Below are 15,989 nucleotides of genomic sequence, written 5' to 3'. Positions count from 1 at the left end.
AAGTAGTGACGTGATCGATTCCGCTGATGTCCGCCGTATCGCCCTCTCGCTGCCGGAAACGGTGGAGAAGGAAGCCTGGGAGATGCCCACGTTCCGGGTCGCCGGGAAGATGTTCGTCACGGTGCCCGACGACGAGACCTCGTTCGCGGTGCGGTGCCCGATCCATGAGCGGCGGGAGTTGATCGCCGCGGAACCGGAGAAATTCTGGGTGCCGCCGCACGAGGCGAGTTCCGCCTGGGTGCGGGTCCGGCTGGCGGAACTGGACGACCTGGACGAGTTGCAGGACATCCTCGTCGACTCGTGGAAGCAGGCGGCCCCGCCACGGCTGTTGGAGAGCTTTTCCGGGTGACGGCGCGTTTCGGGCGGGAATGCCCGAACACCTGCCTTCACCGGCGGAATCGCGTCGTCGTCACCCGTGGTGGCGGCGCCGCAGATCGCTCCAGTCGAGGGCCTGGGAAGCCTTCAGCTGGGAATGCTCCGCGGCCTCGCGGGTTTCCGCGAGGACATCGCCGTGCTGCTTGACGAGCTCTTCGTAGATGGGGGTACGGCCGGATGTGTGCGTCGCAGTAGTCATGTCGCTGTTCCTGGTCCCAATCCCGTGTCTGTTATGGCTGCGGCTCAGCAGTTTCGCCGCCCCGGGAAGAAGGGAGCACCTCGGTTGTCAGCTGAACTCATGGTGCGCGAGGGAAGGTTGCCCACCTCTCGTGCGCCGCTCCCCCGCGTGGCCCGGACATCCTGTCACGGGCGTGCCGAGCACGCAAAAGATCATCCCAGCCCCTGAGACCGCTGAGCGGTATTGATGGTTATTGCAGTCCAATGAGGGCTGACGCCTCCCCTTTGGCGAGGTTCACGACCGCTTGATGCGCGTATAGGAGATTGCGACCGTCGATAAGCCTGGGCAACATTCGTACCCTGCAGGCATTTTCATGCTTTTGCTGGCCATTGCCCGGTGAATGTGCGGTTGCGTGCCGTCTCGCGCGCTTTGCCGGTGCCTGGGGTGCACCGGCCGTCGCGGGTGGCTCCCGTGGCCGAACGGGCGCGGTGTACCGCTGCGCCGGTCGGGGGACGATGCGGCTCGGCATGCCGGGGGACGGACGGCCCGCTGCCGATACTGGCGGGATGCCGGAGATCACTGGGGCAGGTGCGCTGGAGGTGGGGGCCGGATGAGTGGGCGGGAGGTGGCCGTCACGGGGCTGGGGCTGGTCACGCCCGCCGGAGTGGGGGTGCCGGCCACCTGGCACGGCCTGCTGTCCGGCGAGTCCCCGGCGGCGCGCGATCCGGCGCTCGACGGGCTGCCGGTGGACTTCTGCTGCCGGGTGCCCGGCTTCGACGCCGCGGAGCGCCTGGGGCGGCGGCTGTCGTGGCGGCTGGACCGGTGCGCGGCGATGGCACTGGTGGCCGCCCGTGAGGCGGTGGCCGATGCCGGTCTCGGTACGGACCACTGGGACCCGCTGCGGGTGGGCGTCGTCCTGGGCGTCGGCACGGCGAGCATGGAGCGGTACGAGGAGGAGTTCGCCAAGCTCACCTGCGGGCGGGCCACCGAGATCTCCCCGCTGGCCATTCCCCGCAGCGTGCCGAACATGGTCGCCGGCGAAGTGGGGATGGACCTGCGGGTCCGCGGGCCGAACCTGACGGTCAGCACGGCGTGCGCCTCGGGTGCCACGGCGCTGGGCACGGCACGGCAGTTGTTGCTGGCGGACGCCTGCGACGTGGTGGTGGCGGGCGGCAGCGAATCGCTGTGCAGCCGCATTCCCGCGGCCTGCTTCCATCAGATGGGCGCCCTCTCGCGGCGCGGCGACGACCCGGCGGGGGCCTCCCGGCCGTTCGACGCGGACCGCGACGGCTTCGTCCTGGCGGAGGGGGCCGGGATGCTGGTGCTGGAGCGGGCGGAGCACGCCCGGAACCGCGGGGCCCGGGTGCGTTCCTATCTGGCGGGGTACGGCGCCTCGTGCGACGCGTACCACTTCACCGCGCCGCACCCGGAAGGGCGCGGCGCGGCCGAGGCGCTGTCGGCGGCGCTGGGCGATGCCGGGCTGGCACCGGAGGACATCGGCCACGTCAACGCGCACGGCACCTCGACGGTGCTCAACGACCGGGCCGAGGCCCTCGCGTTGCGGCAGGTGTTCCGCCGGCCGCCGCCGGTCACCGCGGTGAAGGGCGCGCTGGGGCACGCGGCCGGCGGCGCGGGGGCGATCGAGGCGGCCTGCACGGTGCTGACGCTTCAGGAGCAGGTGGTCCCGCCGACGGCGAATCTGCGCCGCCTGGACCCGGACATCGAGCTGGACGTGGTCGGCAAGGTGCCACGGCCGGTACGGATGGCGGCGGCGGTGAGCAATGCGTTCGGCTTCGGCGGGCAGAACGCGGTCCTGGTGTTCCGCGCGGCCCCGTAGCCGCGCGGGGCGGGGCGGCCGCCGCGGAATCCGCGCCCGCGGCACGCCGCCGGCGACTTCACGCGAATGCCGGTCCGTCGCCTGTGCACCGATGAGCGCGTTCCCTGACGCTCCGACATACTGCAACGTACTGCGCATAAGTAGGACAATCATCCGTTGTGTGGGTGTTGTGGGGTGCGGCTCGGCGGCGCTGCCGCGTCCTGGCCGGCACGCCGTCGAAGGAGTGAGTCGTTGATCACGGTCACCGGTGCCACCGGCTTCCTCGGAGCCCATCTGCTCGCCGCGCTGCTGCGGAGGGACGACCGCCCCGTCTGCGCCCTCGTGCGGGGCGATCCGGAGGAGGCCCGGGACCGGCTGCTGCGGGCCGTGCGCAGTACGGGTTCCCGGTGCGAGGAAGCCGCGTTCCGCCGGCGGGTGACCCCCGTACCGGTCGAACTCACCGCGCCCCGGCTGGGTCTGTCCGCCGCGGAGCACAGCGCGCTGGCGTGGCGGACGCAGGAGGTGTGGCACTGCGCCGCGGACACCAGCCCGCTGGGCCCGGCGGCGGCACTCCACCGGACCAATGTGGAGGGCACCGGCCGCGTCCTGGAACTGCTCGCCGCGGGTGCGCGCGGGACGCGGCTGTTCCACGTCAGTACGGCGTTCGTGGCCGGGAAGCGGCGCGAGGGCCTGGTGCCCGAGGACGCTCTGGAGGAGCGGTACGGGTTCGCCACCGCGTACGAGGAGTCGAAGTACCGGGCCGAGGTGCGGGTGCGCCGCTGGGCGCGGGACACCGGCCGGGCCGCGACGGTGTTCCGGCCGGCCCTGCTGGTGACGGGCCGGCCCGCGGAGCCGGGCGAGCCGCGCCACTGGCTGGCGGTGCAGGCCGCCCGGACCCGTCTGCTCGGACGGCAGGACCGCGCGCTCGTGCTGCGGGCCGCCGGTCCGGCCGCCGAGGATCTGAGCTTTCCGTACACGGCGAGGCTGCCCGGCCGGCCCGATGCCCTGGTCAACCTGCTCCAGGTGGACTGGGCGGTGGCCGCGATGCTGCGGTGTGCGACGCGCGAGGCGGACGGGGTCGAGACGTTCCATGTGACCCACCCTCAGGACTGCTCGGTGCAGTGGCTGCTGCGTCTCGCGCTGGAGCCGTGCGACTGGCTCGACGTCGAGCTCGATCCGGAGCTCGTCCCGGAGCGGATGCGGCCGCTCGAACGGTCCCTGATGCGGCTGGCCGCCGGACTGACCCCGCACTGGTGGTCCCGGCGCCGCTACGACCGGACGCGGCTGGCAGCCGCGACGGCCGGCCTGGCGCCGCCCGGGGAACTGACCGCGGAGTACGTGCGCGCCGGCATGACCGACGCCGCGTGCGCCACCCCGTCACCGGCCGGCTCCGCCCGGGCCGATTCCGTACGGAAGGGAGCCGTGAACGCTCGTGTCTGATCCCGTGTCCGCCCCCCTGCCCGGCCCCGGGCCCACCCCTGGTTCCCCTGGTTCCCCGCCCGGATCCGCCGAGTTGTCCCCCGGCGCGTCCGAGGCGTATGCCGCGATCTGTACGGCGCTGACGGAGACGTTCGGATTCCTGGAGAGCGAGCTGCGGCCCGGCGCGACGTTCGAGCAGCTCGACATCGACTCGCTCGCGCTTTTGGAGTTCGCCCTCGTGATGGGCGCCCACCTCGGTGTGCACAGCGCGGACACCGAACTGCGCCCCGGGATGACCCTGGGCGAGGCGGCCGAGTATGTCGCGGCGCTCCGCTCGGGGGCGGAGGCGCCGGGCGCGGCCGCACGGCCGGAGCGGTCGCCCACGGGGTGAGCGGGCCCCTCAGCCGGACCGGCCGGTGGCGGGCAGCTTCACATTCCCCTCCGGCGCGGCCGGCAGCTCGTCTCCCGGGCGCACGTCCCCGGGCGCCGGCCCGGGGGCCCGTCCCGGGCGGATCCGCGCGGGCGCCCACCAGTTGGCGCGCCCGGCCAGCCGCATCACCGCCGGTACGAGCACGCCGCGTACCACCGTGGCATCGACGAGTACGGCCAGCGCCAGGCCGAACCCCAGCTCCTTGAGCAGCAGGACCCCTGAGGTGGCGAGCGCGCCGGTCGCCACCGCGACGGCGAGGGCCGCCGCGGTGAACAGCCGGCCGGTGCGGGCGACGCCGTGGACGACGGCGGCCGTGTTGTCCCCGGTGGCCCGGTAGTGCTCCTGGATTCTGGAGAGCAGGAACAGCTCGTAGTCCACGGACAGCCCGAACGCCACACTGAACAGCAGCAGCGGAATGGTCATGTCCAGGGTGCCCGTGACGGTGAAGTCCCCCAGCAGCCGGTGCAGATGGCCGTCCTGGAAGACGTGTACGAGGCCGCCCAGCGCGGCGGTGAGGCTCAGCGCCGCCACCGCGAGGACCTTCAGCGGGATCAGGACGCTGCGGGTGAACAGGAACACCACCGTGAGGGTCCCCGCGGCGATCAGCGCGAGCGCCGGCGCCAGTCTGCTCGTCAGCGCCGCGCGGGCGTCGACGACCTGTGCGGCCCAGCCGGCGAGGTGGGCGGGGCCGGGCGACGGCAGGCGGCGCACCGCGCGGACCAGGCCGGCCGCCCGCTCGGACTGCGGGTCGGGGGTCATCGTCAGCATCGCCACGGTGCCACGCGGCCGGCTGCCGGTACCGGCCGGCGCTCCCCCGGCCACCCGTCGGCCGCCCGCGTACCGCCCCGTCGCCGTGACCGCCTCGCGCACACCGGGCAGCGCGGACAGCCTGCGCCCGTATGCGTCCAGGGCGGGGCGCCCGGCCACCGGGTCGGCCCGGGGCAGGACGACGGTCAGCGCCCCGTCGGCGGAGGTGCCCCACTCGCGGCGGATGAGATCGGCCGTCGCACGGGACTCCACGTCACTCGGCAGGATCCGCTCGTCGGACAGCCCCAGGCGCCCGTGCGCGAACGGCACCACCAGCACCGCCAGCAGCAACAGGCAGCCGGTCCCCCACCGCAGCGGGCGCCGGGTGACCGCCCGCGCGACCGTGCGCCACAGGGTGCTGTCCGCGCCGATCGTCGGTGCCGGGGCCCACCGCAGACGCGCGAACGGATCCGACGACTCCACCCGTGGGCCCCAGCAGGCCAGCACGGCCGGCAGCACGATCACCGCCGTCAGCGCCGCCAGCACCACCACCGCCATCCCCGCGTACGCCATCGAGCGCAGGAAGGGGAAGGGGAACACCAGCAGGGCGGCCAGCGCGGCGGTCACCGTGCCCGCCGACACCGCGACCGTATGCCCCGCGGTGCGCGCGGCGGCCCGTGCGGCGTCCGGCGGTGTCAGCCCGCGCGCCCGTTCCTCCCGGAACCGCGCCACCATGAACAGCGCGTAGTCCACCGCGAGGCCGAAGCCCAGTGCCCCGACGAGGTTAACCGTGAAGACGGAGACGTCGGTGACGGCGGTGAGCACCCTCAGCACCGCCAGCGCACCGACCGCCGACACCCCGCCGACCAGCACCGGCAGCAGCGCGGCCAGCAGTGACCGGAACGCCACCGCGAGGATCGCGAAGGTCAGCGGTGCCGCGATCAGTTCGGCCCGCACCAGGTCCGTGTGCGCCTGCCCGGTGGACTGTGCCAGGCTCCACGCGGCCCCGGTGGCCCGCACCTCGAAGGGCCCGCCGCCAGCGGTGTAGCGCGGCACCAGTCGCTGCGCGGTGCGGGCCGTCTCGGTCTCGCTGCCCCGCAGATCGGCCCGTACGAGCGCGAACCGGCCGCCGGGCGAGCGCAGTTGACGGTCCGGGCCGGTCCAGTACGAGCGGGCCCGCAGCACACCCGGTTCGGTGGCGAGCCGCTGGGTCATCCGGCGTCCCGCCGCCCGTACCGCCGGGCCGTCCAGGGTCTCGCGGGCGTCCCGCGGGCGCAGCACCAGGAAGAGTTCCGGACGGTCGGCCCCGTACCGGGCGGCCCACGCCTCGGCCCGTGCGGAGGGCGTCCCCGAGGCGACGAACCCCCCGACGGAGAGCCGCTGGCCCAGCCCGGACGCCGTGCAGCCGAACAGCACGCACAGCATTCCGGCCACGATCAGCACCCGGCGCGGGGCCCGTACGCACCGGTCCCAGGGGCCGCGCCCGCGCCCCCGCCCGCTGTCACCCGTTCCCGTCCGCATCGCCGCCATGGGCCGATGGTCCAGCCGCCCTCCCGCCGGGCCGGGGTGCCGCGCCGTCGGCGGGGGCGGGCGTGGAGCGGATGGCGGACGGCACGGCGCGGGACGGGCGTTTTCGGTCCGCCGGCCAGGCCCGGCGGTGGCGTGCCCTGGCAGACTCCCCACCGGAAGACGGCCGGGCGAGGCGGAGGCAGACGCGTGGGTGAGACGGTGTACGTGCGGTTCCAGGGGACCACGCGCAGCCCTCGGGGGCACTTCCCCGGGATCTTCGGGCTGGCCAACGGCCTGGCGCGGGACGGCAGGCTGAGCGAGGAGCAGTACCGGTTCTGGCGGGCCGGCAACGACTGGTACGACACCCACTACACCAACCCGTCGGAGGTCGATCCCTCGGTCTACGACCACGCGGTGAACCCCGGCGCGGTGGCGTGGTTCAAGTCCACCGCGGTGCATCTCATCGCGCGCGTGGACGGCTATCTGGACCTGCTGGCCACGCACGCGGTGGACTGCGAACGCATCGAGTCGACCGACCCCGGACGGATCGTCTACGAGGACGAGGACCAAGTCGTCGTGGTGCCCTGGCAGCGCGACCACCCGGGCTCGTGATCCCACCCGTCACCCCGTAACAGCGCCTCGCCCAGCGCGCTGAGGGTGTGGTGCACGCTGCCGCCCGTGCGGCACGAGGCGATCAGCCCGGCCTCGCGGAGTATGGCGGTGTGGTGGGTGGCGGTGGCCGGTGAGACGTTGAGCCGGCGGGCGAGTTCCGACGTGGTGCAGCCGACGGCCACCAGCTCCAGGGCCGCCGCCCGGGTGGGACCCAGCAGGGCCGCACAGGGACTCTTCGGTTCGCTCCGCCAGCGGTGGCCGTCGCCGGCGCCCTCCGCCCAGCCCGCGCTGCGCTCGACGGGGTAGACCAGGACCGGTGTCAGGTCCGGGTCCCTGAGCATGATGGGACTGCGCCAGCAGAAGAAGGACGGAATCAGGCGCAGCCCGCGCCCGTCGAGGTGGACGTCGCGGTCCACGCTCAGCGTGCGGAACTCCAGCACCGGCGACTGCCAGTGCAGCTTGGGATGAAGCGTGTTGAGGAGCCGCTGCACACCGCCGCTCTGCAGGGCGCGGCTGCGCCGGGACCGGTCGGCCTCCAGATCGCCGCGCAGCCGGTGCTCGTACGGCTGGATGGCGAGGGAGTAGTAGGAGCGCACGGCGTCGGCGAGGTGCGGCAGGTTGCGCTGGCCGAACTGCCGCACCCACAGCGGAACGTGGTGGGCGTGCGCGAACCGCGTGAGGTCGGTGCGGAGCCGGGTGCGTGAGGTCGACGCCAGGCTGTCGAGGCCCTCCTCCAGGCCGTGGGCGGACGCCTCGGGCGTGAGGAAGTCCGGGCTGTAGCCGCGCGGCGGTGCGAGGGCGAGCAGTGCGCGTGCCGTTGGGTCGAGCCGGGGCAGCGTGTGCCGGCGCCAGTGGGCGAAGGTCGCGGCCCCGTCCCGGTTCTGGAGCAGGTGCAGGCTGAGCAGGACCTCCCACAGCGGATCGAGCCGTTCGGCGATATGCGTCCTGGCGAGATCTTCCAGACTGAAGTGAATGCGCACGGCCATCCGTGCCCCCCCGATTTCCCGGTCACAGAGCGCCGCCGAGCGGCGATGACGTACCCCCGGATGCAGCGTACGACGTGACTCTCCGCGGACAAGGAACGCTGTGGGCGCGTCGGCGGGTCGGGGCGTTCGCGGCCGATGCACGGATGGCTGATTTCCGCCGGTGCTACGGAAGTTGGGCACGACGGCCGGTGCGTCGCGGCCCCGGTCCGGGGTGCTGGTGCGGCTGCCTGGTGTTGGGCAGGATGCCGGTGTGGCGGAGGTGCGGGGATGTGAGGTGTGCGGGGCGCGGCTGGCGGAGCGTGCGCGGGGCGGCGGGGGCCGGCCCGCGCGCTACTGCTCCCGGGCCTGCCGGCAGGCGGCGTACCGGCGGCGTGCGGCGCGGCAGGTTCCGGTTGGCGCGAAACCGCCGGACGCGGAGGACGTGGAGGTGGAGCCGGTGGACGTGGAACGGGCGGGCCGCGGGCTGCCCGTCCCGCTCGACGCGTTCGTCGGGCGCGAGCGGGAACTGACCCGCTTGCGCTCGCTGCTGCGGTCGGCGCGGCTGCTGACCCTGACCGGCCCGGGCGGAACGGGCAAGACCCGGCTGGCGGTGGAGCTCGCGGGCGGTGTGCGCGGCGGACGGACCGGCCGTGCGCAGCTGGTGGAGCTGGACGGGCTGGCGGACGGGGCGCAGCTGCCGCAGGGGGTGGCCGCGGCGCTGGGCGTGCGGGAGCGTGGCGGCCGGGTGGGAGTGGAGGCGCTGGTACACGCGCTGACCGCGCGGAGCACGCTGCTGGTCCTGGACAGCTGTGAGCATCTGGCCACGTCCTGCGCCCGGCTCGCCGCGGTCCTGCTCAGCCGCTGCCCCCGGCTGCGGATCCTCGCCACCAGCCGTGAGCCGTTACGGGTTCCCGGCGAGGTCGTGTTCCGCGTCGGTGAGCTGTCGCTGCCGCCCGTCACCGACGACAGCGACCCGGCCGCGCTGCTGCGCTCGGAGGCGGTCCGGTTGTTCCTGGCGCGCGCCGGGACGTGCGACGCGGGGTTCGATCCGGCGCCCGGTGACCTGCGTACGGTGGCCGAGATCTGCCGTCGGCTCGACGGCCTGCCGCTGGCCGTCGAGCTCGCGGCGGGCCGGGCGGGGTCGCTCCCGCCGGCCGGCATCCTGCGCGGGCTGGACGACCAGCTGTCGCTGCTGACCGGCGGCAGCAGGACGGGTCCGGGCCGCCATCGTGAACTGGCGGCCACCATCGACTGGAGCCACCGGCTGCTGGATCCGTCGGAGCGGGCGGTGTTCCGGCGCCTTGCGGTGTTCGGTGGCGGCTTCGACGCGTCGGGGGCCGCCGCGGTCTGCGTCGACGGGGCCGGGGAGCAGGAGGGCAGTGGCCCGGCGGGCGTACGGCGGGAGCAGGTGCTGCCCGTGGTCTGTGCCCTGGAGTCCAAGTCCCTGGTGGTGCGGGTACGCGGGGGCGCGCCGGGCGCGGCGCGGTTCCGGCAGCTCGGTGCCGTCCGGTCCTACGGGTTGGACCGGCTCGACGAGGCCGGCGAGCTGGCGGCCACCTGGGACCGGGCACTGGACTGGCTGACCCGGCAGGCGGCGGGCGGGCTCGCCGGGCCGGTGTTCCCGGACACCGCGGAGCTGCCGCTCGGCGACGAGCGGGAAAACCTGGCCGCGGCGGTTTCCCGTGCCGCGGCGCTGCGCGGTGACGCACGCCGGTTGCCGCTTTCGGTGGCACTGGCCCGGTTGCATTACCAACAGGAGCAGTTGACGGTCGCGCGCGGCCTCCTGGCGGGCGCCCTGCGGGGCGCACCGGCCGGCTCCCCGGAGCGTGGGGCGGCGCTGGCGCTGGCCGCGCGGTCGGCGTGCCAGCAGGCGGACCCGGCGGCGGCCCTCGCCCTCGCCGAGGACGCGGTCGCCGTCGAACGCGCCCGGCGGCACCCCGCCGGGCTGGCCAACGCGCTGGACGCGCTGGCGGCCGCCCGCCTGTGCCGTGGCGAATTCCCCGCCGCGGTGGCCGTGTTCACCGAGTGCCTGGACGTGGTCCGTGGGCTCGGCCGGCCCCTGGATCTCGCGCTGTGCCGCCACCATCTCGCCTGGGCGCTGCTCCAGTTGGGGCGTACCGCCCGGGCGGCCCGGCTGATGGCGGAGTGTCTGCCCGTACTGTCGGCGGGCGCCCCGCCCGGCCAACTGGCGGCCGCCCTGCACACCGCGGGCGCGGTCGAGCTGGCGCGGGGCGACGCGGACGCCGCCGGACGCAGGTTCGCCGAGGTGCTGCGCAGCGCGCCGGACGGGGAGAGCCTGCATGCGCTCTACCCGGTGGAGGGCCTCGCCGTGGTGGCCGCCGAGCGCGGCGATCCGGAGCGGGCGCTGCGGCTGTACGCGGCGGCTGTCGCGGCCCGCCACCGCATCGACACCGAGCCGGAGGCGCACTGGCGGGCGCACGTGGAGGCGGCCGTGGCACGGGCCGGGGAGCGGTTGCGCCCTTCGGTGGCGGACGCGGCGCTGGCGGCCGGCCGCCGGCTGCGCGGGACGGGCCTGGTCGCCCATGCCCTGGGCGGTCCCCCGGATGTCCGGGAAGGGGCGGGCCGTGCCGGTGCGGCGGCGCACCGTCCGCTGACCGGGCGGGAGTCGGCGGTCGCGCGACTGGTCGCCGAGGGCATGACCAACCAGCAGATAGCCGCTCATCTGGGTCTCGCCAGGAGCACCGTGGCCAGTCATCTCGACCGGATCAGGGACAAGCTCGGGGTGCGGTCGCGTACGCAGATCGCCGTCCGGATCGCGGGCGGGCCGGAGCGGGACCGACGCTGACCGTGCCACGGCCTCGCGCGGGAGGTTTCGTCACACCGCAACGCGTCCGTCGTACGACCCATGTGCGCTCCCACGGGGGCATCGGAGGCTGTGCGCGGAGCACCGACCGACGACGCCATCCATGCGAGGAGATGCCATGCGGTACGCCGACGACACCAGCCCGGGGGCGGCACCGGGCCCGCGGCCCCCGGAGGTCCCGGGCGAGGAACGCGGGAGGTCGCGGAGGTCCTTCCTCAGGTCCACGTCCGTGGGCGCGGCGTCGGTGGCGCTGGGGGCGGGCGTGGCCACCGCGGCCGGTCCGGTGGCCGAGGCCGCGACGACCGGCCGGTCCTCGGCGGGGACGCGTGCCACGGCCGGGCGTCCGCTCGCCGTCACCCCCGCCTGCTCGGGGCAGGAGACCCCGGCGTCCATCGAGGGCCCGTTGTTCAAGCCCCATTCGCCCGAGCGCGGCGATCTGGTCACCGCGGGCACCCGGGGGGTCCGGCTCGACCTGAGCGGCGTGGTGCACGACACCTCGTGCACGCCACTGCCCGGAACGCTCATCGAGTTCTGGCAGTGCGACGAGAACGGCGACTACGACACCTCGGGGTTCTCCCTCCGGGGCCACCAGTACACCGACAGCCGGGGCGGCTACCGGCTCCGAACCATCATCCCCCGTGACTACTGGGGCCGTTGGGGCCAGCGTGCACCGCATATCCACACCCGGGTCCAGGTGTCCGGCGGGCCACTGCTCGTCACCCAGCTGTACTTCCCCGACGACACCCGGGCGTACGGCCGGGACTTCGCCGCCCTCAACGCCGCCGACCGGCTGCTCAACCGCGCCTGCACCCTCGCCCTCACCGGCCCGGAGGGCGCGGACGGCCACTACACCGGCACCTTCGACTTCGTCCTCAGCACCACGGTCTAGGACGCGGACGGTCAGGCGCGCAGCCGCACCCCCTCGAAGAGAAGGAACTCGTCATGCCTTCGCACCACCCCGTCTCCAGCCCCGGCCGGGTGTCCCGCCGGGCGCCCCTGTTGGCGGTGCTCGCCGCCACCGCGGTCACCGGGGCACTGGTCCTGGCCGGCCCGCCCGGCGGACCGATGGCCTCGGCGGCCTCCGCCTCCGCACCGAAGGCCGTCGGCGCCCCCGGCGCGGCCGCCTCCCGCGCCGGACAGTGGCAGCCGCTGCCGGTGCCGGTGGCCAAGGGCGATCTGACCGCCGTGGCGGCACTGAGCGACACCCGGGCCTGGGCCGTGGGCTACCGGCTGAAGAGCGCCACCCAGCTCGAAGCGGTCGCGCTGCGCTGGGACGGCACGTCCTGGAGCCAGGAGTCCACCCTGCCCGCCAACAGCTTCCCGCAGGCGCTCGCGGTCCGCTCGGCCACCGACATCTGGACGGTGGGCAGCGCCTCCGCCCACTGGAACGGCTCCGCATGGACCCCGTACAAACTGGACCGCGACCCGGCCGGGAACGTCGTCCCCGATGCCGTGGCGACGGCCTCGGACGGGACGGCGTGGACGGTGGGCCGTGCCATGGCCCGGTCGGTCAAGGACGGCGTCCCGGCCGTCCAGAAGTGGGACGGCAAGAGCTGGCACCGGCAGTCCCTCCCGGACGTCGGCAAGGGCGAGCTGAGCGCCGTCACGGTCGTCGCGCCGGACGACGTCTGGGCCGCCGGCGCCGCCTACGCGGCCGATGACAAGTCGCCGCAGACGACGCTGCTGCTGCACTGGGACGGCAGTAGCTGGAAGCGCGTCACCGCGCCCGGTCCCCAGGGGGCGGACGCCTGGCTGGGCGGGATCACCGCCCTCGCCCCGGACGACATCTGGGCGGTCGGCGGCAGCACCGCCGCCGGCGCGGAGCGGCCGCTCGCCCTGCACTGGAACGGCACCTCGTGGACGGAGGCGGAGACACCGAACGTGCCGGACGGCCGGCTGCGCGCCGTCGGCAAGGCCGGTGACGGCACGCTGTGGGCGGTGGGCGGCAAGGGGGCGGCGCCGGTCGCCCTGCGCCGGGACGCCCGGACGGGGCGGTGGGAGCGGGCGGCGTCCCCGGGGCTCGTCGTCCGGGGGTTCTCGACGGTGCCCGGGAGCGCCGGCCTGTGGGTCGCCGGCATCGCCGAGCAAGGAGATCTGGTCCCGGCGGTCACCCGCTGGAAGGGCTGAACCGGCCGGCGGTGTGCCCGCCGTGGGGGCGACGGCCCGTCCCCCGGCGGGCCGCCGCGCCTCAGTGCGCGATGCCGTCGATCAGTTCCCGCGCGCCCTGCCGCAGCAGCGCGACGGCGACGGAGGTGCCGAGCGTCTCCGGGGTGAGCGGCCCGGCCCATTCGTGGGCGTTGAGGACCGTCTTGCCGTCCGGGGTGAAGACGCAGGCCCGCAGGGAGAGTTCGCCGCGCCGGTCGGTCGTGGCGTAGCCGGCGATCGGGCTGTTGCAGTGGCCCTGCAGGACGTGCAGCAGCATCCGCTCGGCGGTCGTCTCGCGGCAGGTCTGCGGGTGCCCGAGACCGCTGACCGCGTCGATGGTGGCGGTGTCGTCCTCGCGGCACTGCAGGGCCAGCACGCCCGCGCCGACCGGCGGGCACATCTCGTCGACGGACAGGATCTGGGTGATCACATCCGGCCGGCCGATGCGCTCCAGCCCCGAGACGGCCAGCAGCAGCGCGTCCGCCTCGCCGGCCGCGAGCTTCTCCATGCGGCGGTTGGCGTTGCCGCGCATCGGCACGCACTCCAGATGCGGGTGGGAGCCGGCGAGCTGGGCGATCCGGCGGACCGACGAGGTCCCGATGCGGGTTCCCGCGGGGAGTTCGTCGAGGGTGAGCCCGCCCGGGTGGATCAGCGCGTCGCGGACGTCGTCGCGCTCCAGGAAGGCGGCGAAGGTCGTGCCGGCCGGCAGCGGGCGGTCACCGGGGATGTCCTTGACGCAGTGCACCGCGAGGTCCGCCGCACCGGCGAGCAGCGCGGCGTCGACCTCCTTGGTGAACGCACCCTTCCCCTCGACCTGGGAGAGCGCGCCCATCCAGCGGTCGCCGGTCGTCTTGACCGGGACGACCTCCGTGGCGATACCGGGGTGCAGCGCACCGAGTTCGGCGCGGACGCGCTCCACCTGGGCCAGGGCCATCGGAGAGTCGCGGGAGACGATGCGGATCAGTTCAGGGGCGGCCATGCGCCCACGATAGACCGTCAGATCCCTGCGGCGGCCACCGGCAGGTTGCCCGGCCCCCGGCGCGCCTCGCCTGCCGTGCCGCGTCCCACGGCTCCCGCGGGCCCGGCCGTCCCGCTCGCCCGCGTCGACGACACCGTCCCGGCATGCCCCGACCACGGGCTGCCGGCGCTTCCGTGCTCGCCCGTCACCGCGGACGGTCTCGACCCTGTCGTCCAGCTCTCCGGGTGACGAACCGTTCCCGCCTCCCGGCCCAACTGGGTCCGCACTAAGCGTCGTTGAGCGGTCTCGTGCCGTCCGGTTGGGAGAGCGGGTGACCGGACGGGCCGCGGACGCGGTGCATGCCGACCGTGCCGCGGGGCACGCCGGGCCGCTCAAGGCGCCGGGGGCGAGGTGCGCCGCCGGTCGCCGGGGGCGTACCGGGGCTTGCGCCGACCGGGTGAGGGGGCCGGGTTCCGTCGGTGTGGCAGCTTCGCCCGTTCAGTGGTGCGACCAGGGGTGACGCAGCCGCACCCAGAGGTCCCTGGCCCGCCGCCCGGCCTCGGTGCGGCTCCGGGCGACCAGTTCCTGTGCCTGCTCCTCGGTCTCCACCATCGGGCCGGAGCCCCGCAGCGGCTTGCCCGCCGTCTCGTGGAGGAAGAACGTGGAGACCAGCCCGATGACGCCGGCGACCATCAGGTAGTAGGCGGGCACCATGGTGTTGCCGGTCGCCGCGACGAGCCCGGAGGCGATCAGGGGTGTCGTGCCGCCGAACAGCGACACCGAGATGTTGAAGGAGATCGACAGGGCGCCGTAGCGCAGCCGGGTCGGGAAGAGCGCGGGCAGGGTGGCGGCTGAGGTGCCCGCGAAACACACCAGCAGCAGCCCCAGGATCAGGCATCCGAAGGCCGGCAGCAGGATGCCGCCGGTGCGGATGAGGAGCACCGCGGGTGCGGCCAGGACGATCAGGGCGGCGCTGCCCGCCATGAAGAGCGGCCGGCGTCCCCAGCGGTCGGAGCTGCGGCCCACGGTGGTGATGGTGAGCGCCACGACGATCATGGTGCCGAGGACGAGCAACTGGGCGGTGAGCGAGTCCTGGCCGAGGGTCTCGGTCATGTAGGTCGGCAGGTACGAGGTCACCATGTAGTTGGTGACGTTGTAGAGCAGGACCAGGCCCATGCAGATCAGGACCGCCTGCCAGTGCCGGGTGAAGATCTCCTTGAGCCGGCCGTGGCCGGACTGCCGGGCCTCCTCGACCGGGTCCTCGCCGCCCGCCGCGCGGGCCTCCTCCGCGTCCTGGTGGGCCGCTTCGGCCTCGCGCTGGAAGGCGGGGGTCTCCTCCAGCCGGAGGCGCATGTACAGGCCGATCAGGCCCAGGGGCCCGGCGAGGAGGAACGGCAGCCGCCAGCCCCAGGCCACCAGGCCGTCGTCGCCGAGCACGGCCGTGAGCAGGGTGACCAGTCCGGAGCCGAGCGAGTAGCCGACGAAGGTGCCGAAATCGAGCCAGCTGCCGAGGAATCCCCGCCGGGTGTCCGGGGCGTATTCGGCGATGTAGGTGGTGGCTCCGGCGTACTCACCACCGGTGGAGAATCCCTGCACGAGGCGGCAGATCAGCAGCAGAATGGGTGCGGCGAAGCCGATCGTGTTGTAAGAGGGCAGAAATCCGACGGCGAAGGTACTGATCGCCATCATGATCATGGTGGCGGCGAGAACCCGTTTACGGCCGATTCGGTCGCCGAGCGGGCCGAATACGAGGCCACCGAGCGGCCGGACGAGAAATGCCGCGGCGAATGTGGCGAAGGCCGACACCACCTGGGCCCCGGGCGAACTCGACGGGAAGAAGACCTTTCCCAGCGTGCCCGCGAGGTAGGCGTAGACGCCGAAGTCGAACCACTCCATGGTGTTGCCCAGCGCGGCCGCGGAGACCGCCCTGCGGACCGCCGGGCGGTCGGTGACGGTGACGTCCTCGGCGCTCAGCGGCTGTTTGCGGCGGCGCAGCAGAATGCGGAGCATG

13 protein-coding genes are annotated in these 15,989 nt (G+C 74.4%); 8 read left to right on the top strand and 5 right to left on the bottom strand.

Going from position 1 to position 15,989, the window contains the following annotated elements; genetic code table 11:
* The first annotated feature begins 10 nt into the window (after positions 1-10).
* Positions 11-349: an MmcQ/YjbR family DNA-binding protein gene (locus tag SL103_RS17855; RefSeq protein ID WP_069570004.1), complete on the top strand. Its 339-nt coding sequence runs from the start codon at positions 11-13 to the stop codon at positions 347-349.
* A gap of 60 nt (positions 350-409) precedes the next feature.
* Here SL103_RS17855 and SL103_RS37910 read toward each other — a convergent pair whose 3' ends face one another.
* Complete coding sequence (locus SL103_RS37910) at positions 410-574, bottom strand: hypothetical protein (RefSeq protein ID WP_164492832.1); 165 nt, start codon at positions 572-574, stop codon at positions 410-412.
* Positions 575-1,163: 589 nt separating this feature from the next.
* Here SL103_RS37910 and SL103_RS17850 point away from each other — a divergent pair.
* From SL103_RS17850 to SL103_RS17840, 3 genes are all read left to right on the top strand, one after another.
* Positions 1,164-2,390, top strand: a complete 1,227-nt coding sequence (locus SL103_RS17850; protein ID WP_069570003.1) for a beta-ketoacyl-[acyl-carrier-protein] synthase family protein — start codon at positions 1,164-1,166, stop codon at positions 2,388-2,390.
* Between the two features lie 231 nt (positions 2,391-2,621).
* Positions 2,622-3,809: an SDR family oxidoreductase gene (locus SL103_RS17845; RefSeq protein WP_069570002.1), complete on the top strand. Its 1,188-nt coding sequence runs from the start codon at positions 2,622-2,624 to the stop codon at positions 3,807-3,809.
* Positions 3,802-4,179, top strand: a complete 378-nt coding sequence (locus tag SL103_RS17840) for an acyl carrier protein (protein WP_107424556.1) — start codon at positions 3,802-3,804, stop codon at positions 4,177-4,179. The genes SL103_RS17845 and SL103_RS17840 overlap by 8 nt, the downstream gene beginning before the upstream one ends.
* A 9-nt stretch (positions 4,180-4,188) precedes the next feature.
* Here the strand turns inward: SL103_RS17840 and SL103_RS17835 are convergent, their stop codons facing one another.
* Complete coding sequence (locus SL103_RS17835; protein WP_079145806.1) at positions 4,189-6,495, bottom strand: MMPL family transporter; 2,307 nt, start codon at positions 6,493-6,495, stop codon at positions 4,189-4,191.
* 186 nt (positions 6,496-6,681) lie between these two features.
* Here SL103_RS17835 and SL103_RS17830 point away from each other — a divergent pair, with 186 nt between their 5' ends.
* The gene (locus tag SL103_RS17830; protein WP_069570000.1) at positions 6,682-7,086 is read left to right on the top strand and encodes a hypothetical protein; all 405 of its coding nucleotides are present in this window, start codon (positions 6,682-6,684) and stop codon (positions 7,084-7,086) included.
* Here SL103_RS17830 and SL103_RS17825 read toward each other — a convergent pair.
* A complete protein-coding gene (locus SL103_RS17825; RefSeq protein ID WP_069569999.1) occupies positions 7,026-8,072 on the bottom strand; it encodes an ArsR/SmtB family transcription factor in 1,047 nt (348 codons plus the stop codon). The genes SL103_RS17830 and SL103_RS17825 overlap by 61 nt on opposite strands.
* Before the next feature lie 436 nt (positions 8,073-8,508).
* Between SL103_RS17825 and SL103_RS17820 the strand changes: the two genes are divergently transcribed.
* The 3 genes from SL103_RS17820 (at position 8,509) to SL103_RS17810 (ending at position 13,002) form a co-directional block, all read left to right on the top strand.
* Positions 8,509-10,857: an ATP-binding protein gene (locus tag SL103_RS17820; RefSeq protein WP_244303946.1), complete on the top strand. Its 2,349-nt coding sequence runs from the start codon at positions 8,509-8,511 to the stop codon at positions 10,855-10,857.
* Positions 10,858-10,993: 136 nt separating this feature from the next.
* Positions 10,994-11,764, top strand: coding sequence for a dioxygenase (locus SL103_RS17815; RefSeq protein ID WP_069569997.1), 771 nt, complete (start codon positions 10,994-10,996; stop codon positions 11,762-11,764).
* Between the two features lie 53 nt (positions 11,765-11,817).
* Complete coding sequence (locus tag SL103_RS17810) at positions 11,818-13,002, top strand: hypothetical protein (RefSeq protein ID WP_069569996.1); 1,185 nt, start codon at positions 11,818-11,820, stop codon at positions 13,000-13,002.
* Between the two features lie 61 nt (positions 13,003-13,063).
* Here the strand turns inward: SL103_RS17810 and hemC are convergent, their stop codons facing one another.
* Together hemC and proP are read right to left on the bottom strand one after the other, a co-directional pair.
* A complete protein-coding gene (gene hemC, locus SL103_RS17805) occupies positions 13,064-13,999 on the bottom strand; it encodes a hydroxymethylbilane synthase (protein WP_069569995.1) in 936 nt (311 codons plus the stop codon).
* Between the two features lie 477 nt (positions 14,000-14,476).
* Entirely contained in the window at positions 14,477-15,988 is a 1,512-nt protein-coding gene (proP, locus tag SL103_RS17800) for a glycine betaine/L-proline transporter ProP (RefSeq protein WP_208869893.1), read from the bottom strand.
* Position 15,989: the final 1 nt, after the last annotated feature.

This window comes from Streptomyces lydicus (genome assembly GCF_001729485.1).
In the GTDB taxonomy this organism is placed as follows: domain Bacteria; phylum Actinomycetota; class Actinomycetes; order Streptomycetales; family Streptomycetaceae; genus Streptomyces; species Streptomyces lydicus_D.
Note: the sequence above shows the minus strand (reverse complement) of the source record. Positions and strands in the feature narration are given on the sequence as shown.